The sequence below is a fragment of the Paenibacillus sp. JT31N11 genome, from assembly GCF_056269285.1.
The window spans coordinates 32,503-49,080 of record NZ_JBWDNQ010000027.1 but is presented as its reverse complement, the minus strand read 5'-3'; the positions used below and the strand labels follow the sequence as shown (position 1 = coordinate 49,080).

Below are 16,578 nucleotides of genomic sequence, written 5' to 3'. Positions count from 1 at the left end.
TTCAACAAGCCGGGAAAACACAGCAGGGAAAAAAATCATCCCGCGGCCCAGTGAATGCTGTTAAAGCTTCAGGGTCAAAGAAGACGGGATCACCTCACCCCAGCCGAGGGGACCAGCGCAAGCCCAGGCCCAGGCAGCATACCGCCCGGGAGATAGCGCTTCAAACTCTTGTCAAAGTTGCCGAGGCCGGAGCCTACAGCAATCTGCAGCTGAATCGCGCTCTGCAGGACGCACAGCTGACGCGCCAGGATGCGGCGCTTGCGACTGAGCTGGTCTACGGGAGCATTCAGCAGCAGCGTACGCTTGATTACCGTCTGGCGAAGCTGGTTGCCAAAGGGCTGGACAAGCTGGCCCCATGGGTTCATCAGCTGCTTCGCATGAGTGCGTATCAGCTTCTGTATCTGGACCGCATTCCCGCGCATGCAGCAGTTAATGAGGCGGTGCAGATCGCAAAGCAGCGGGGTCACTCCGGCATTTCCGGAATGGTCAACGGAGTTCTGCGCAATCTACTGCGCAGGCTTGCCGAGATGAAGCTCCCGATCGACGAGATTGATCCCGTCAGGCGCATCGGCCTCACCTACTCCTATCCCGACTGGCTGGTCAGAAGATGGATTGAGTCCTATGGAGAAGCGGTCGCGGAAGAGATATGCAGGGCAGGCAATGAATCTCCCCATGCCAGCTTGCGTGTGAACCCGCTCCGGCTTTCTGAGGAGAAAGCAGCAGAGCTTCTTGCTGACGCGGGAATTCAGGCGTCACCGTCCAAGCTTGCGGCAGGCGGACTGGTTGTGAGCGGCCATGGCGGCAATTTGACACAGCTTGCGGCTTATGGAGAGGGTCTCTGGTCCCTGCAGGATGAGAGCTCGATGCTTGTTGCCCAGGTGTGCGCGCCAAAGCCGGGTATGACCGTTCTGGATTGCTGCTCCGCTCCTGGCGGCAAGACGACTCATCTGGCTGAGCTTATGGACAACTCGGGGCGGCTCATCGCCAATGACCTGCATCCTCACAAGCGCAAGCTGATTGAAGACCAGGCAGAGCGGCTTGGCCTCACTGTGGTCGAGGCTGTCAGCGGGGATGCGTCTGATCTGGCGAGCCGATATCCCGGGGCTGACTTTGATGTTGTACTGCTTGATGCTCCATGTTCGGGTTTTGGTGTCATTCGACGCAAGCCGGAAATCAAATGGACGAAGTCGCCTGAGGATATTGAATCGATTGCCCGGCTGCAGCAGCGTCTTCTGGATGAGGCGGTCAAGCTTGTAAAGCCCGGAGGCACATTCGTATACAGCACCTGCACAATCGAAAGAGAGGAAAATGAGGCGCAAATGGCTTCATTTGTGCAGAGGCACCCTTCCTTTGCTCCCGATGCCGACTGGCCGCAGCAGGTCCTTGCGCCTCTTCGTGAGGCAGGCGTGATCGGTGTAGATTTTAGTGGTGCGGTTCAATTGCTGCCGCAGCATTTTGGCAGTGACGGCTTTTTTATAGCCCGGTTCAAACGGGCGAATTAAAGCCGTATCCAAACCGGCAGAACAGCTGTGAAATCGTGCATAAACGCGCGAAAATGACGCCCAAGGCGGCCTCTGTGGTCTGTCATGGGCGTTTGTGGTAAAATAAGCGATGGCAGGTAAGAAGAAACACTTCCCACCGTCTTCTGGAGGCAAAGTCAAGTTTCTTCACTCTATAATATCAGGTTGGTTAATTTCCTTTCTGATGATTCAAGAAGACTGCCTATTCCATAATATAAGAAACAGGTGTGAAATGATGAAACCGTTCATCTACGACTATACGATTGACCAATTGCAAGATTGGATGAAAGAAAATGGAGAACCCGCTTTTCGCGGCACACAGCTCTTTGAGTGGCTTTATGTCAAACGTGTGATGAGCTTCGAGGATATGACGAATCTCTCCAAGGGGCTGCGCCAGAAGCTTGACGATCAGTTTCAATTCGTGACGCTTTCCGAAATTACGCGTTTCGAATCCAAGGATGGAACCGTGAAGTTCCTGTTTGGCCTGCATGACAACCATGCGATAGAAACGGTTATTATGCGCCACAGCTACGGCAACAGTATTTGCGTGACGACCCAGGTAGGCTGCCGCATCGGCTGTACCTTCTGCGCCTCCACGCTTGGGGGACTGAAGCGGAACCTGACGGCCGGTGAAATCACGGCTCAAGTGGTGAAAGCGCAGCAGATGCTTGATGCAACTAACGAGCGCGTGTCCAGCATCGTCATTATGGGCTCCGGAGAGCCTTTCGAGAATTATGATGCGACCATGGCATTTCTGCGGGTCATGATCCATGAGAAAGGCCTCAATATCGGTCAGCGACATATTACGGTGTCAACCAGCGGTATTGTGCCAAGCATGTACAAGTTTGCCGAAGAGAACACCCAGATCAACTTGGCCATCTCCATCCATGCCCCCAATGACAAGCTGCGCTCCAAGCTGATGCCGGTCAACCGCCGTTTTCCGTTTGAGGATGTCATCGAGGCCTGCCGCAATTACATCGCCAAAACCGGAAGGCGCATTACGTTTGAATATGCCCTTATCGGCGGTGTGAACGATCAGAGTGAGCATGCCCAGGAATTGGCAGATGTGCTCAAAGGCATGCTCTGTCATGTCAACCTGATCCCGGTCAATCACGTGCCAGAGCGTGATTATGTCAGAACCCCGCGCGAGCAGATTTTTGAATTTCACCGGGTACTGGAACGTAATAATATTAATGTGACGATCCGCAGAGAACAAGGTCATGATATTGCGGCAGCCTGCGGACAACTACGCGCCAAACATATGGACGGAGCGGTGGGGTGAATATATGAAGATAGCTTTTCGCAGTGATATCGGACGGATAAGACTCGTGAACGAGGACCGGGGATATGCGGAAATGACGGAAACCGGCATTGCCGTAGCCATTGTAGCTGACGGCATGGGCGGTCACCAGGCTGGCGATGTAGCAAGCCAGCTTGCAGTCGAGACGTTCCGCGAAGCCATGCAGGGAACATCTGCGGAGCTGTCGATGGACGAGAGGAAGATGCTGATCCGCCAAGCGATTTTGCAGGCAAATGAGGTTGTATTTGATATGGCTTCCCGCAATGATCAATACCATAATATGGGAACGACAGTGGTGGCGGCGCTGCTGCAGCCGGATAACGGCGTAATTGGTCATATCGGGGATAGCCGGGCGTACAAATGGCGAGACGGGGTATTAACCCAACTGACCGTAGATCATACGCTGGTCAATGAGCTTGTTAAATCGGGACAAATCAGCGTGGAGGAAGCAGCCCGGCATCCAAGACGCAATGTGCTTACCAGGGCGCTTGGCACCGACGCTGATGTGGAGGTTGATGTAAAGGGCTTGTCATGGCTGCCCGGCGATCTGCTTCTGCTTTGCAGCGACGGTCTTACCAATATGGTCACCGAACAGGAAATAACCGAGACGATTCTCCAGGAGGAGCTCGACTTGGAAGGGAAAGCGGACAAGCTCGTTGAGCTGGCGCTGCTGGCCGGTGGGGACGATAATATCACGGTCGTCCTGCTGCATCATGCCGAAGACACAGAGCAAGAGGAGTGACCGACATGATTGGACATGAATTAGGCGGTCGATACGAGATCATTACCCGCATTGGCGGCGGGGGAATGGCTCTCGTATATAAAGCCCATGATATTTTGCTTAACCGCAAAGTTGCTGTCAAAATTTTAAGGCAGCAGTTTGTGCACGATGAGGAGTTTATCCGCCGGTTCCGCCGGGAAGCCCAATCCGCAGGAGCCTTGTCTCATCCCAATGTAGTAAGCATTTACGATGTAGGGCAAGAGGACGAAACCCATTATATTGTCATGGAATATGTTGAAGGTCACAACCTGAACGAAATTATTCAGGAGCGGGCGCCGCTGCAGCCCGAAGAAGCGGTTCGCATAGCCATTCAGATATGCGATGCGCTGGAGCATGCCCATCATAACCAAATTATTCATCGGGACATCAAGCCTCATAATATATTAATAGGCAAGAACGGACGTGTGAAAGTTACCGATTTCGGCATCGCCCGTGCTGTTACTTCCTCCACGATTACACAAACGGGCTCGGTGCTGGGCTCGGTGCATTATTTCTCCCCCGAGCATGCCAAAGGCATAAGCACCGGAGAAAAGTCGGATCTGTATTCACTGGGTATTGTGCTGTATCAGATGCTGACCGGCAAGCTGCCATTTCTTGGCGAGAGCCCGATCAGCGTCGCGCTCAAGCATCTGCAGGAGACATTCGAAGAGCCAAGGGTGGTCAATCCGTATATCCCGCAAAGTGTTGAGAATGTGATTTTACGGGCGATGCGTAAAAATCCGAGTGAACGCTATAATTCGGCAGACGAGATGCTGCGCGATCTGGAAACCTGTCTGCAGCCCGAGCGTCTGAAGGAGCCGAAGATCACTTTTGTCAGCGGTTCGGATTTTGAAGAGACGCGCGTGATGCCGGCTATTCGCGGCAGCATTATCGATACGCTGGCGTCGACTGGAGGGAATGGGCGTGGCGACAAGGCGGTATCGACCGATACGGAGGAGAACCGCTGGGATTCCACAGGACTCGTTGAAAGCAAACGCAGGCGCAGATGGGTCAAGCCTGTCATTACAGTATTTGTAACGTTGATTGTCATTGCGCTTGTTTTCTGGGGCGCGAGAACGGTGCTGAGCTGGTTCGATATCGATGAAGTGGACGTGCCTTACGTGATCAGCAAGACAGAGGCGGAAGCGCGCCAGAATCTCGAGCAGGCTGGCCTGAAGGTCGAAGAGCCCACCGTATACATGGAAAAGGCGGATATCCCGGAAGGTACGGTCTATGAGCAGTCCAAAGTCAACCAGAGGGTTAAGGTAGGCTCCTTCATCAAGCTGTATGTAAGCAAGGGACCTAAGCTTGAAGGCGTAGAGGATTACTCAGGAAAGACTTATACAGAGGTGGTGGATTCGCTCATCGCACTGGGTGTTTCCGAGGAGCGGATCAGCAAAGAAGATGTATTCAGTGATCAGGCAACTGGCACGGTCACCGAACAGACGCCGGCAGCCGGCCAGCAGTTCGATCCGAAGAAAGCAACCTTCGCCTTCAAGGTCAGCAAGGGCAAGGAGACCTTCCCCATGATTGATGTAGTGGGCAAAAGCGAGAAAGACGCAATAGCAGCGCTGGAAGCAAAAGGTCTGGTAGTCAAAGCCAAGGATATCGTCCGCGAAGGCAGCTATAAAGAAGAAGGAACGGTTCTCACCCAGTATCCGTTTGAACCGGATGCGCCTGTATCCAAAGGTGATGAAATCACGCTGACGATCAGCTCCGGATACCCTGAGGATGCACTTGAATACACATTCAATATTACGGTTTCGCCAGCAATTGCAGGACAGCCTAGTGAAGTGCGCATTACATTTACCGATGCGCGCGGGGAGAATATCGAGTGGGGCAAGAAAACCATTAATGATACTGAGACCTTCAATGTAAAAGTTGTACTGGATCCGAATACGGAAGCGATGGTTTCGGTATTCCGGGACGGGCAGTTTGCCGATACTTTTGCCCGCACCTATGAAGAAGTGAAGGCGGGGGCGGATTCTACGCCGGATACCATACCTGGAATGGCACCGCCACCGGAAGATCCGCCTGTGGATCAACCGGACCAAAACGAGGAGACTGACATAAATGGCAACCAAAGCACGAACACAACAGACCAGCCCCAGTAAGCGGGAAGAACATGTCGGTCGGATTGTAAAAGCGCTTAGCGGCTATTATTATGTACTTCCTGAAGAGGATGCCGCGGGGACAAAACCGATTCAATGCCGTGCCCGCGGCATCTTCAAGAAGCGCGGTGAATCACCGCTTGTCGGCGACATGGTGCTCTATGAGCGGACGGAGAATGGCGAAGGAACGGTCGATACGATCCTGCCCCGGAGTTCGGAGCTTGCGCGTCCTCCGGTGGCAAATGTCGATCTTGCTGTCCTGGTTTTTTCCGTTACAGAGCCAGCTCTTAATCTGCAGCTGCTCGATAAATTTCTTGTCCACATTGAGCATGCCGGAATTGAGGCCATGCTCTGCCTCAGCAAACAGGATTTGACCGTGGAAGGCGAGGAAACGGAGCAGGCGCGTCAATCCATGGATGAGGTGCTTCGAATATACAAACCGATCGGATATGATGTAATCACCACAAGTTCGAGGCTTGGCGAAGGAACCTCTGAAATGATGGAACGGCTGCACGGTCATATCGCCGTATTCGCCGGTCAATCCGGTGTCGGCAAATCCTCTTTACTGAACGCGCTGGTTCCAGGCCTATCGCTTGAAACCAATGCAATCAGCGCCAGGCTGGGAAGAGGCAAGCACACAACCCGCCAGGTCGAGCTGATCCATACAGGAAGAGGTTATGTGGCAGATACACCGGGGTTTAGCCAGCTGGATTTTACGGAGCTTGGCATTGATGAGCTGGGAGATTGCTTTCGGGAAATGCGCAAGCTTGCGCCTTCCTGCAAATTCCGCGGCTGCACGCATCTTCATGAGCCTGACTGCGCCGTTCTGGAGGCGCTGGAGGCCGGCGAAATTGCCCCTTCCAGACATAAAAATTACGAGCATTTCATGAATGAAATGAAAGAGAGAAAGCGGAGGTATTAAACATGTCGCTTATTGCACCATCGATTCTGTCGGCAAACTTTGCGACATTGGGAGAAGATATCAAAGAACTGGAGCAGGCCGGCGCGGATTGGATCCATATTGATGTGATGGACGGACATTTTGTCCCGAATCTCACATTCGGGCCGGTTGTCATAAGCGCTGTGCGTCCATTTACAAAGCTGCCGTTTGATGTCCATCTGATGATTGAACAGCCGGAGAGATATATTTCCGACTTTGTACAGGCAGGGGCTGATCGAATTACGATTCATGCGGAGGCGTGTGTTCATTTGCACAGAGTTGTGCATATGATTAAAGAAGCGGGCTTGCCTGCCGGGGTCGCACTTAACCCCTCTACCCCCGTTAATGTGCTGGAGAACCTGCTCGACGACCTGGATTTGGTGCTGATTATGACCGTTAATCCCGGTTTTGGCGGACAGGCATTTATCCCGCAATCTGTAGCCAAGCTCAGAGCGCTGCAAGCGATGCTGCTGGCCCGGGGCCTGCATGACGTTCATGTGCAGGTTGACGGAGGAATAAACGCCCAGACTTCGCCGCTCGTCCAGGAAGCCGGTGCCAACGTGCTGGTAGCCGGAAGCAGCGTGTTCTCACAGAAAGACCGTGCGGCTGCCATAGCCGCATTGCGTTAGGAGGGCCAGGATCCATGGGAGAGCGGATAAAAAACGGCCTGCTGATCTTTATATACAGCCTGGGAGCAGGCCTGATGCTTGGTTTATTTTCCACCTTCAAGACGGGAATCAATATCGTGTTCTCTCTGCTTGCGCTGGTGATCGGAGTATTATTTTTTCGCAAATTCCCAAAAATCGGGTCACGCATTATTTTTATCCTGCTTGCGGTGTTCTTTTTCTTCTTGTTTGTCATCATCATTGCCATGGTAAGCTACATGAAAGCTAATCCTATTCAACCTTAACAGGTGAAGGGGTAGCTCACAACATGAGGAGCCCCAAGTTGGAATAGGACAATCCGGAATTGCATAGGATGGTTACATGAACGAACGTTCTTGTAGCCTTTTTTTTATGTCGTAATGTCCCAGCGTATGGGAAGGCGAAGAGAGCTGTTTTTCGAGAACAAGTTAACTGCGGCTTTCTCTAGGATAAGGACGGTTCACGATGTGCGTCAGGTTTCCACAGCAGCAGGAACTCGCAATTGTTGTTGTAAGCTTTGGAGGAGGGGTGGAGCATGAAATTTTACACAATCAAGCTGCCGAAATTTTTAGGTGGATTCGTCAAAGCGATCTTAAATACGTTCCAGAAAAACTAGCCCCGCTGGTCTTATGCAGAGCGCGCTGCAAGGACTTGCGTGCGCGGGTAGCGCGCAGGAAGCAGAGGCCGGCCGTGCCACGGACGGCTGTTTTCTGTGTAGAGATACCAGGATTGAATTGAATACCGGGGCTCACTTGCTGTGCTTCGCGCAGCTTCTGGAAGCAACCGTAAGTTCATAGCTGTCGGAATACAAAAAAAGCACCTGAACGGATTCGGGTGCTTTTCCATGAAATATGAGAAAGGTTAACGTACTCCACGCTTTGCTTATATTTCAGAGGGAAGAAAGCTGATTCCGCCGCCAGAGGACGGCGTCACCTATTTCTTCTTGGCGATTATACGCGGGTTACTTTACCGGCTTTCAGAGCGCGAGTGCTGACATAAACGCGTTTTGGCTTGCCGTCAACAAGAATGCGAACCTTTTGAACGTTGACGCCCCAAGTGCGGCGGTTTTTATTATTGGCGTGAGAAACGTGATTACCCGTTCCTGGGCTTTTGCCCGTAATAAAACATTTGCGTGACATGAAAATACACCTCCTCAGGATTTTTTGCGATCCTGTTTGAATTACAATTCAAAGAATACAATTAAAGCTTTTGTTCACAAGAAGAATTAATTAGCTCCTTGCAAATAAACACACTTAAATATAATAGCATATCCTCCAGTATCCATCAAGCACCTACCCAGGGGATTTTCTTTCGGGAGATGGAGCAATTAGCAGAAAATTGACGTAAAATGGGGTCTATACTTCTAAAACGTCGTTATTTATAGTACAATGTTGTTTAGTCCATAATAGTTAAAGAAGGAGTGATTTTCCATGCCACTTGAGCTGAACTCGGAAGTAGGGAAAGTTTTAATAACCGATCATGTAATCTCTGTGCTTGCCGGCTCGGCGGCGTTGGAGTGTTATGGACTGGTTGGCATGGCTTCGCGCAAACAGCTTAAGGATGGGATCACCGAATTGCTCGGTAGGGATAATCTGTCCCGCGGCGTCGAAGTCCGCCGGGAGAACGAACGCGTACATATCGACTTATACATCATCGTGAGCTACGGAACAAAAATTTCGGAAGTCGCACACAATATCCAGTCAAAAGTAAAATATGTGCTCAACGAAGTGGTTGGTCTGGAAGTGGACTACGTACATATTTTTGTCCAGGGCGTACGTGTATCTCGGTAGGAAGGGGCTAGGGCACTTGAATAAACGCTTGATTAACGGGTCTGACTTTTCGGGAATGGTACTCAGCGGAGCAGCATTTCTTCAGCGGAACGTGGAACGTGTAAACGCGTTAAATGTGTTTCCGGTACCCGATGGAGATACCGGCACGAATATGAATTTAACGATGACCTCCGGAACGAATGAACTACAAAATAAACCTTCTCCGGCTGTGGGCAAAGTTGCGGAAGCGCTTTCCAAAGGGCTGCTTATGGGCGCCAGGGGCAATTCCGGCGTTATTTTATCGCAGTTGTTTCGTGGTTTTGCTAAGAGCGTATCGGCTCTGGAAGAGGTGAATACCGTGCAGTTCGCCGCCGCTTTGCAAAGCGGTGTAGATATGGCCTATCGCGCTGTGGCAAAGCCGGTAGAAGGAACGATCCTGACCGTTGCGAAAGAAGCGGCGAAGCATGCGGTTGCCTACGCCAGGCGTTCAAACGATATGATTGATCTTATCCGCGAGCTTCATAGCAAAGCTGACGAGGCGCTGTCGCGTACGCCGGATCAGCTGCCTGTGCTGAAGCAGGTAGGCGTCGTGGATTCGGGCGGACAGGGACTTGTTTATATTTATGAAGGATTTTTGGATGCACTGGCTGAACAATCGAAGGATAACGATTTTCAAAGAATCCGGTCTGATTATTACGAAGTACAGCGGCCCGCGGCGCCTGTATTGCAGAAGCAGCAGCCGGCAAGCGCCCAGTCGCGTCTATCAACGGAAACCATTGAATTCTTATACGATATGGAATTTTTCATCAACCGCAAGCTTGCCGGACCTGGTGTGCGGCGCTTCGACGAGACCGCGTTCAAGCGTCTGCTTTCCAGGGATGGCGACTCTCTCCTGGTCATCACCGATGACGAGGTGATCAAGGTCCACGTGCACACACGCAGGCCCGGAGATGTGCTCAATTATGCTCTGCCCTACGGCGAGCTTACGGATATTCATATTCTCAATATGCGCGAACAGCACCGGGAGCTGATGAAGGCCGGTGAAACCGCAGAGATTCATGAAGAGGCCTGGCAGAGAGCGGGGGTGAGCAAGTCCATAAGCGTAGAGGATGCAGCGCTTGGACTTGCCGTTCCCGAGGTCTTGACCGGCGCGCCTGCTGATTCCGTACCTGTTGAGCAGGCTCATGAATGGGCTCCGTACGGAATTATCGCCGTTGCCATGGGTGAAGGGATCAATTCGATTTTCCTCGAAAACAATGTCGATATCGTGTTGTCAGGCGGACAAACCATGAATCCTTCGACGGAGGATTTTGTAAAAGCGATCGAGTCGCTGTCCGCAGACCAAATTTATCTGCTGCCCAATAACGGGAATGTCATTCTGGCAGCGGAGCAGGCGGCGGAGCTATCCGGAAGAAATGTGACGGTCGTGCCGACGAGAACGATTCTGCAGGGTCTTGCAGCTATGCTGGCTTTCCGTGATGAGCATTCTGCCGCTGTGAACGGGGAAGCGATGGCGGAGGCCGCCCTTCAGGTGCGCTCGGGACAAGTCACGCATTCCATCAGGGACACGACCATTGACGGCATCGAAATACGCGAAGGAGACTATTTGGGTATTTTCGAAAAAGCGATCGTCAGCGCCACACCCAGCCTGCAGTTGACCTGCAGGGAGCTTCTCACGCTGATGCTGGAGAACGGCGGTGAGCTGATCACGGTATTGACGGGAGAGCCGGCTGACAAAGCAGAGACTTCGGAACTGGAAACCTGGGTGCGGGAAACCTATCCGGATGCCGAGCTTGAGGTGCATGAGGGCGGACAACCGCTTTATCCTTATCTATTTGCAGTTGAGTAGGGGGTAGAACTGGATATGGGCACGGTCAAAATTGTGACAGATAGCACGTCGGATATTCCCAGGCGGGTTCGGGAGCAGCTTGGCATCGATATGGTGCCGCTGAAGGTCATGTTCGGAGAGCAGACCTATCAGGATGCCGTCTCGATCGGAAATAATGAATTTTATGAGAAAATGGCGGCTTCACAGTCCTTGCCCACAACTTCACAGCCTTCGCCTGTTGAGTTTATGGAGGTTTACAGCCGCTTGACCAAGCAGACGCCTGGCGTATCGGTTATTTCCATTCATTTGTCATCCGCGGTCAGCGGCACTTATCAATCCGCTTCTTTGGGGGCCTCCCTGCTCGAAGAGGAAGGCGATATCACAGTAATCGACTCCAAGTCGGCCTCCTACGGATTTGGAATGCTTGTCGTAAAAGCGGCGGAAATGGCGGCGGCGGGGAGCTCCAAGGAAGAAATTCTTGCGGAAATTGACCGTCTGGCCAAGGACCGGAGATTGTATTTTCTGGTGGATACGCTGGAATATCTCAAAAGAGGCGGCAGAATCGGTAAAGCGGCGGCGCTGTTCGGATCGATCTTGAATGTGAAGCCGATCCTGTCTCTGGATGATAGCGGCGAGGTGACTGCGATCGATAAGGTCCGGGGACAAAAAAAAGCGATGCAGCGGGTCATCGATCTGTTCAAACAGGATTTCGGTAATGATCCCATTGAAATCATGGTCGCCTGGGCCTACAAAAGCGATAACGCACTGGAGCTTGCAGCGCTTGCCCAGGCACAATTGAATGTGCGCAATATCAAGCAAACGGAGATCGGCGCCGTCATTGGAACGCATGTCGGTCCTGGTACCGCCGCATTATTCATAAATCGGGTGTGAAAATAGTATGATGAGGCTTGATCAGATAGCGGTTCGGCAGGCCAAAGGCGTGAGCGCTCAAAAGGAACAGGAGCTTCACGCCTTTGGCGTCCATACGATTGCCGACTTGTTGGATTATTTCCCTTTCCGGTATGAGGACTACCGGATCAAAGGGCTGGCGGAAACGAAGGACGGGGAAAAAGGAACCGTTCAAGGGAAAATTATGAGCGTTCCCTCGCTGCAGCGTTACGGGCGTGCCAAATCGCGCTTGACCTGCAAGGTGATGGTGGACGGCCTGCTGGTGACGGCGGTGTGGTTTAACCGGCAGTTTCTGCAGGATCAGCTGACTCCCGGCCGGGAAATCATCTTGACGGGCAAATGGGAGCAGCGCAGACTGCAGCTTACGGTCTCCGACTCGGAATTCCCGGATAAGGGCACAGCGCGCTCAGGGACGCTCCAGCCGGTCTATTCCGTCGGGGGCAGCATTACCCAGCCCTGGATCAGGAAAACCATTAAACAGGCGCTGGAGCAGTATGGGTCGATGATTGAAGAGGTGCTGCCGCATGTGCTGGTGGACAAGCATCGTCTGATGCCGCGGCGGGAGGCGGTGCAGCGCATCCACCATCCGGATGATACATCGGAAGGACAGGCGGCCAGGCGCAGACTGGTATATGAAGAGTTATTCCTCTTTCAATTGAAGCTGCAGGCCTACCGCTCATTAAACCGGAAGCGGATGGATGGAATCGCGCATGTCGTCGACGCGGAATCCATCCGGATGTTCGCCCAGACGCTGCCCTTTGAGCTGACGGACTCACAGAAGAAGGTCGTCAATGAGATCCTGACCGATATGCGGCAGCCCTCCTGCATGAACCGTTTGCTGCAGGGCGATGTTGGCTCCGGCAAAACGGTGGTCGCCGCCATTGCGCTCTTCGCTGCAGTCAAAGCCGGCCATCAGGGGGCGCTTATGGTGCCGACCGAGATATTGGCCGAGCAGCATCTTCGTTCGCTGCAGCGTTTATTTGAACCGGTGGGGATGGAAGTGGGTTTATTAACCGGCAGTTTGACCGACCGCAAGAAAAAGGATGCCGTCGCCAGCCTGCAAATGGGCTTAACCGATATTGTCGTCGGGACCCACGCCATCATTCAGGAAGGCGTCAATTTCCGCAGTCTGGGTCTTGTGGTAACGGATGAGCAGCACCGGTTCGGCGTCAACCAGCGGAGCATTCTCCGCAGGAAGGGCTTGAACCCTGATGTGCTGACGATGACGGCTACGCCGATTCCGCGGACGCTGGCGATTACGGCCTTTGGCGATCTGGATGTCTCCACGCTGCGCGAGCGGCCTCATGGCAGGAAATCGATACAGACCTACTGGGTGAAGCACGGGATGCTGGAGCGTGTGTTCGGTTTTATCAGGCGTGAGGTGGATGCAGGGCGGCAGTCTTATTTTATATGTCCGCTCATCGAGGAGTCGGAGAAGCTTGACGTGCAAAACGCCATCGATCTGCATGTCCAGCTGCAGCAGGCATTTCCCGATTTGGCAATCGGTCTGCTCCATGGCAGACTGCCGGCCGCGGAGAAAGACGAGGTTATGCGCTCATTCAGCGATAACCGCATCCATGTGCTCGTGGCTACGACGGTTGTCGAGGTCGGTGTGGATGTGCCGAATGCGACGCTCATGATCATCATGGATGCCGAGCGCTTCGGACTGTCCCAGCTCCATCAGCTCCGCGGCCGTGTGGGCCGTGGCGGCCATCAATCGTACTGCGTCCTCATTGCCGATCCCAAATCGGAGACAGGTCGTGAACGGATGAAGGTCATGACGGAGACGGACGACGGATTTGAAGTGGCCCGGCGAGATTTGGATTTGCGCGGACCCGGCGATTTTTTTGGAACCAAGCAAAGCGGCGTTCCCGACTTCAAGCTGGCCGATATGGCGGCGGATTTCGAGGTGCTGGAGATGGCCCGCGACGATGCCGCTGACTTGACGGGGCAGGCGGATTTCTGGACGGCGGCGGCATACGAAAGGCTGCGCGCGGTGCTCAGGCAGGATCAACTTTTTCAGGGCGAATTGTTGGACTAGTTTTTTTCAGCCCAGCTGTGGCATATAGTACAACGATTGGCTTTTCAAAGCCGGACGGAGGTGCTAAGCTGCTGATGAGCTACACAAAATACGGGATTAAGCCCGAATTGGTCGAGCGCGTCAAAGTGAAAATGAAAAACCAAGCTACCAAGGATCGTGTCAAGAAAGCGCTGGATGGTTTGAGCAAATCGGATTTGCAGGACCGGACGAAGGTGCGGAAGCTGGTTCGCACCACGGCGGGAATTTTACAGGAGCCGCTCACGCAGGTACAGGAGGATCAGATGATTTCATTTGTCCTGGGACAGCGCATAGATCCTAAGAATACGATTCATCTGATTAAATTATGGGCGATGTTCCGTTAGCCCGGCAAGCCTGGCGACCGGATCAGTGCGTAACCTGGAATGCGATCATGTATGTTCTAACCACTGCCAAGAAGTACACAAAAAAATGCATCAGAAGCAAAAAACCGCTCCCATCACGAGGGAGCGGCTTCTTGCTGTTCATGGAATTACCGAATCAGTGGACCGCCCTGCGCAGCAGCAATGGAGCTTATCCATCTATTTCAGGTATCAGGGCGTACTGTCGTCGGCCAGCGGTTCAATACAGGCCGGCTCATCGAAGGATACCCGGCCTACGTCACTAGTAACAGGATAAGCGCGGAGTTCGTCCGCTGGAAAAGGCATCAACATTTGGCTCAGCCGTTCACGGTCCTGAAACGTACGATCCAGCCAAGCCTGCTCATCCTCCTGTTTCAGGATGACTGGCATCCGGTGGTGGATAGGCTGCATCAGCTCGTTGGCATCCGTCGTCAGAATTGTACAGGTGCTGAGCTTCTGCCCATCGGGATAAAGCCATGTATCGTACAGGCCAGCCATGCTGAACAGGCTGGAATTGCGGAGAACAATCCGCATCGGCTGCTTGCCGGCCGCATCCTTGCGCCATTCATAGAAGCCGTCGGCAGGCAGGATGCACCGTTTCCGCTGAATGAGTTTTTTGAAGGCCGGCTTGTCCCATACGGTCTCGGAACGTGCATTCAGCAGCTTGCCGCCCATCTTCGGATCATCCGCCCATGAAGGGACCAGCCCCCATTTCAGCTCGCCCAGCCGGTTCTTCTTGCCGTCGTGAATGATGGCGGTCACCATCTGTCCCGGAGCGACGTTGTACTTCGGATGATGAAAGGGAATGGCCGTATCAAGATTCCAGTAGCGCAGCATTAACTCCTCGATGGATACCGTTATGGTATAGCGTCCGCACATAAGCCAATGCGCCTCCTTATTTAATAAAATCAGTTTAGATGACAAATGAGCCTGCTCCGTTGGCTGCAAGCCGCAGTCCTTCAAGAAGGGGGCCTCCTGAATGGCTAACAGCGCCCCGGCTTGCCCATACTGATAAATAATAGCAGTGTAAAGGGGCGGCAGGATGGGGACTGGGAATTTGGCGAATCAGCATTCATTACTAAAACGAGTATACCAAATAATCAAAAACATAATAAAGCTCCCTATGAAAGCTATCCGATTGTTGGAGGAGAAGAGAAATGCCCGGAAGCTGTCGCGGCGCCTGGCTGATACGGCCAAGCTTCCCCGTCTGCACGAGGATTCGGTACGCAGGCTTCATACAGCCTGGACGGAGATGAATAAAGCTGCTGAATCGGATCGGGCGGAGCATTCCGGCAAACACAAGGAAATCAACAAGGCGGAGCGCACTTTGCTTTATCGGATACAGCTTGATGCCGAGCGGGCCAACCGCAACAATATGACGCGCACAGAGGCTTACCGAGCCATTTATTTTCGCTGTCCGGAGCTTCATTGGGCACTGCTTGCTCATATGGTTTCCCGCAATGGCGGCTGGAACATGACAGACCTGCAGGGGGATTTGCTGCCAAGACTGCTTCCTGAAGAGCAGCGTCGGTCAGATTTTCTTCTGTTGGAGCGGGCGAATGCGCTGATTTTCTCGGATGCCTATCCCCAGCTGCTGCTGTATGAGGCGGGGAAAAGGAACGGCATGAATTACTCGCATCTCCTCCCGGAGCTCGGAGTATCCAGCTTCATGAGCTGTGTATGGGCTCAATTCTGGCAGCGTAAAGAGACAGCGCTGCTGACGACGGCGCTCATCGTGAACGAACAGCATTACATCGAAAAGCGTGTGGTGGAGCAGCCTTTCTACAAGGAGCATGTGCTGAGCAAGCTTGTTTTTCAGCTGCAATCCCCGCTTCAGACAAATGCGGTATTTATGCCCTACGGTTCGCCGGTGGCTGGGCAGATGAAGCTCGCCGGGCTTGTGCTTGAAGACTTCAGCAGCCTGCAGGAGCGGATTGAATTCGGTAAACGGCTGTATGCGATTCTATTCGGAGTGCCGGAGGTATTCGAAGGCGTGCTCGCTTTTGTGAGGGCAGTTCCCCATACGGGCTCCAGGGCCGATTACGCTCAGCATTTGTTTGCTTCCAGGAGAAGCGGCGGCCGGCAGCCCAAGCGATATTCCGAGCGTCTGAATGGATGCGGACTCATTAACGGGGCCAAGCCGCTTTACAGCCCGGTGCTCGAGGCAGCCTGGGCCGACGAGCCCTTCGAACGGGCGGGCGGTGAGGATTGGATGCAGTGGGCAGTGGGGATCGAGCAATATTTTGAAAGCCTGCCTTTGCCGCCGATTTTTGAAATTACGAATGAACATTGCCTGGGCATTAACAAAGTTGAATTGGCGGTGATAGGGGCGGAGCGTCTCCAATCCGGGATGCCGTGATAATTCGAGGCTGCTTAAAA

The 16,578-nt window shown here is 53.1% G+C and carries 16 protein-coding genes; 14 read left to right on the top strand and 2 right to left on the bottom strand.

Annotated elements, in window-relative coordinates; genetic code table 11:
• Positions 1-50 precede the first annotated feature (50 nt).
• From rsmB to spoVM, 8 genes are all read left to right on the top strand, one after another.
• On the top strand, positions 51-1,502 hold the full coding sequence (gene rsmB / locus AC0YNV_RS38340; RefSeq protein WP_475772729.1) for a 16S rRNA (cytosine(967)-C(5))-methyltransferase RsmB: 1,452 nt from the start codon (positions 51-53) through the stop codon (positions 1,500-1,502).
• Between the two features lie 253 nt (positions 1,503-1,755).
• Positions 1,756-2,802 (top strand): dual-specificity RNA methyltransferase RlmN, encoded by a 1,047-nt coding sequence (rlmN, locus tag AC0YNV_RS38335; protein ID WP_210047093.1) that lies wholly within the window; start codon positions 1,756-1,758, stop codon positions 2,800-2,802.
• A gap of 4 nt (positions 2,803-2,806) precedes the next feature.
• Complete coding sequence (locus AC0YNV_RS38330) at positions 2,807-3,562, top strand: Stp1/IreP family PP2C-type Ser/Thr phosphatase (RefSeq protein WP_475772719.1); 756 nt, start codon at positions 2,807-2,809, stop codon at positions 3,560-3,562.
• A gap of 5 nt (positions 3,563-3,567) precedes the next feature.
• Positions 3,568-5,694 (top strand): Stk1 family PASTA domain-containing Ser/Thr kinase, encoded by a 2,127-nt coding sequence (gene pknB / locus AC0YNV_RS38325; RefSeq protein WP_475772718.1) that lies wholly within the window; start codon positions 3,568-3,570, stop codon positions 5,692-5,694.
• A complete protein-coding gene (gene rsgA, locus AC0YNV_RS38320) occupies positions 5,654-6,613 on the top strand; it encodes a ribosome small subunit-dependent GTPase A (protein ID WP_210047077.1) in 960 nt (319 codons plus the stop codon). The genes pknB and rsgA overlap by 41 nt, the downstream gene beginning before the upstream one ends.
• A gap of 2 nt (positions 6,614-6,615) precedes the next feature.
• Positions 6,616-7,260 carry a ribulose-phosphate 3-epimerase gene (rpe, locus tag AC0YNV_RS38315; RefSeq protein WP_475772717.1) on the top strand — a complete coding sequence of 215 codons (645 nt, stop codon included), beginning with the start codon at positions 6,616-6,618 and terminating at the stop codon, positions 7,258-7,260.
• Between the two features lie 14 nt (positions 7,261-7,274).
• On the top strand, positions 7,275-7,541 hold the full coding sequence (locus tag AC0YNV_RS38310) for a hypothetical protein (RefSeq protein WP_475772716.1): 267 nt from the start codon (positions 7,275-7,277) through the stop codon (positions 7,539-7,541).
• Between the two features lie 269 nt (positions 7,542-7,810).
• Complete coding sequence (spoVM, locus tag AC0YNV_RS38305; RefSeq protein WP_010345573.1) at positions 7,811-7,891, top strand: stage V sporulation protein SpoVM; 81 nt, start codon at positions 7,811-7,813, stop codon at positions 7,889-7,891.
• Between the two features lie 334 nt (positions 7,892-8,225).
• Here spoVM and rpmB read toward each other — a convergent pair whose 3' ends face one another.
• On the bottom strand, positions 8,226-8,414 hold the full coding sequence (rpmB, locus tag AC0YNV_RS38300; RefSeq protein ID WP_210047080.1) for a 50S ribosomal protein L28: 189 nt from the start codon (positions 8,412-8,414) through the stop codon (positions 8,226-8,228).
• Positions 8,415-8,705: 291 nt separating this feature from the next.
• On the opposite strand from rpmB, the gene AC0YNV_RS38295 reads away from it, so the two are divergent.
• The 5 genes from AC0YNV_RS38295 (at position 8,706) to AC0YNV_RS38275 (ending at position 14,184) form a co-directional block, all read left to right on the top strand.
• Positions 8,706-9,065 carry an Asp23/Gls24 family envelope stress response protein gene (locus AC0YNV_RS38295; RefSeq protein WP_475772715.1) on the top strand — a complete coding sequence of 120 codons (360 nt, stop codon included), beginning with the start codon at positions 8,706-8,708 and terminating at the stop codon, positions 9,063-9,065.
• 55 nt (positions 9,066-9,120) lie between these two features.
• Entirely contained in the window at positions 9,121-10,893 is a 1,773-nt protein-coding gene (locus AC0YNV_RS38290) for a DAK2 domain-containing protein (RefSeq protein ID WP_475772728.1), read from the top strand.
• Between the two features lie 15 nt (positions 10,894-10,908).
• Positions 10,909-11,763 carry a DegV family protein gene (locus AC0YNV_RS38285; protein WP_210047082.1) on the top strand — a complete coding sequence of 285 codons (855 nt, stop codon included), beginning with the start codon at positions 10,909-10,911 and terminating at the stop codon, positions 11,761-11,763.
• A 10-nt stretch (positions 11,764-11,773) separates the two neighbouring features.
• Positions 11,774-13,822, top strand: coding sequence for an ATP-dependent DNA helicase RecG (recG, locus tag AC0YNV_RS38280; protein ID WP_475772727.1), 2,049 nt, complete (start codon positions 11,774-11,776; stop codon positions 13,820-13,822).
• Positions 13,823-13,896: 74 nt separating this feature from the next.
• On the top strand, positions 13,897-14,184 hold the full coding sequence (locus AC0YNV_RS38275) for a stage VI sporulation protein F (protein WP_475772714.1): 288 nt from the start codon (positions 13,897-13,899) through the stop codon (positions 14,182-14,184).
• A 207-nt stretch (positions 14,185-14,391) separates the two neighbouring features.
• Here AC0YNV_RS38275 and AC0YNV_RS38270 read toward each other — a convergent pair whose 3' ends face one another.
• Positions 14,392-15,078, bottom strand: a complete 687-nt coding sequence (locus tag AC0YNV_RS38270) for an SOS response-associated peptidase (RefSeq protein WP_475772713.1) — start codon at positions 15,076-15,078, stop codon at positions 14,392-14,394.
• A 244-nt stretch (positions 15,079-15,322) separates the two neighbouring features.
• On the opposite strand from AC0YNV_RS38270, the gene AC0YNV_RS38265 reads away from it, so the two are divergent.
• Positions 15,323-16,558 carry a DUF2515 family protein gene (locus tag AC0YNV_RS38265; protein WP_475772712.1) on the top strand — a complete coding sequence of 412 codons (1,236 nt, stop codon included), beginning with the start codon at positions 15,323-15,325 and terminating at the stop codon, positions 16,556-16,558.
• Positions 16,559-16,578: the final 20 nt, after the last annotated feature.

Excerpts from the sequence above, each read along its gene's own strand:
- rlmN (WP_210047093.1), top strand. The coding sequence starts at position 1,756 with ATGAAACCGTTCATCTACGACTATACGATTGACCAATTGCAAGATTGG.
- AC0YNV_RS38330 (WP_475772719.1), top strand. The coding sequence starts at position 2,807 with ATGAAGATAGCTTTTCGCAGTGATATCGGACGGATAAGACTCGTGAAC.
- pknB (WP_475772718.1), top strand. The coding sequence starts at position 3,568 with ATGATTGGACATGAATTAGGCGGTCGATACGAGATCATTACCCGCATT.
- rsgA (WP_210047077.1), top strand. The coding sequence starts at position 5,654 with ATGGCAACCAAAGCACGAACACAACAGACCAGCCCCAGTAAGCGGGAA.
- rpe (WP_475772717.1), top strand. The coding sequence starts at position 6,616 with ATGTCGCTTATTGCACCATCGATTCTGTCGGCAAACTTTGCGACATTG.
- AC0YNV_RS38310 (WP_475772716.1), top strand. The coding sequence starts at position 7,275 with ATGGGAGAGCGGATAAAAAACGGCCTGCTGATCTTTATATACAGCCTG.
- spoVM (WP_010345573.1), top strand. The coding sequence starts at position 7,811 with ATGAAATTTTACACAATCAAGCTGCCGAAATTTTTAGGTGGATTCGTC.
- rpmB (WP_210047080.1), bottom strand. The coding sequence starts at position 8,414 with ATGTCACGCAAATGTTTTATTACGGGCAAAAGCCCAGGAACGGGTAAT.
- AC0YNV_RS38295 (WP_475772715.1), top strand. The coding sequence starts at position 8,706 with ATGCCACTTGAGCTGAACTCGGAAGTAGGGAAAGTTTTAATAACCGAT.
- AC0YNV_RS38290 (WP_475772728.1), top strand. The coding sequence starts at position 9,121 with ATGGTACTCAGCGGAGCAGCATTTCTTCAGCGGAACGTGGAACGTGTA.
- AC0YNV_RS38285 (WP_210047082.1), top strand. The coding sequence starts at position 10,909 with ATGGGCACGGTCAAAATTGTGACAGATAGCACGTCGGATATTCCCAGG.
- recG (WP_475772727.1), top strand. The coding sequence starts at position 11,774 with ATGAGGCTTGATCAGATAGCGGTTCGGCAGGCCAAAGGCGTGAGCGCT.
- AC0YNV_RS38275 (WP_475772714.1), top strand. The coding sequence starts at position 13,897 with ATGAGCTACACAAAATACGGGATTAAGCCCGAATTGGTCGAGCGCGTC.
- AC0YNV_RS38270 (WP_475772713.1), bottom strand. The coding sequence starts at position 15,078 with ATGTGCGGACGCTATACCATAACGGTATCCATCGAGGAGTTAATGCTG.
- AC0YNV_RS38265 (WP_475772712.1), top strand. The coding sequence starts at position 15,323 with ATGAAAGCTATCCGATTGTTGGAGGAGAAGAGAAATGCCCGGAAGCTG.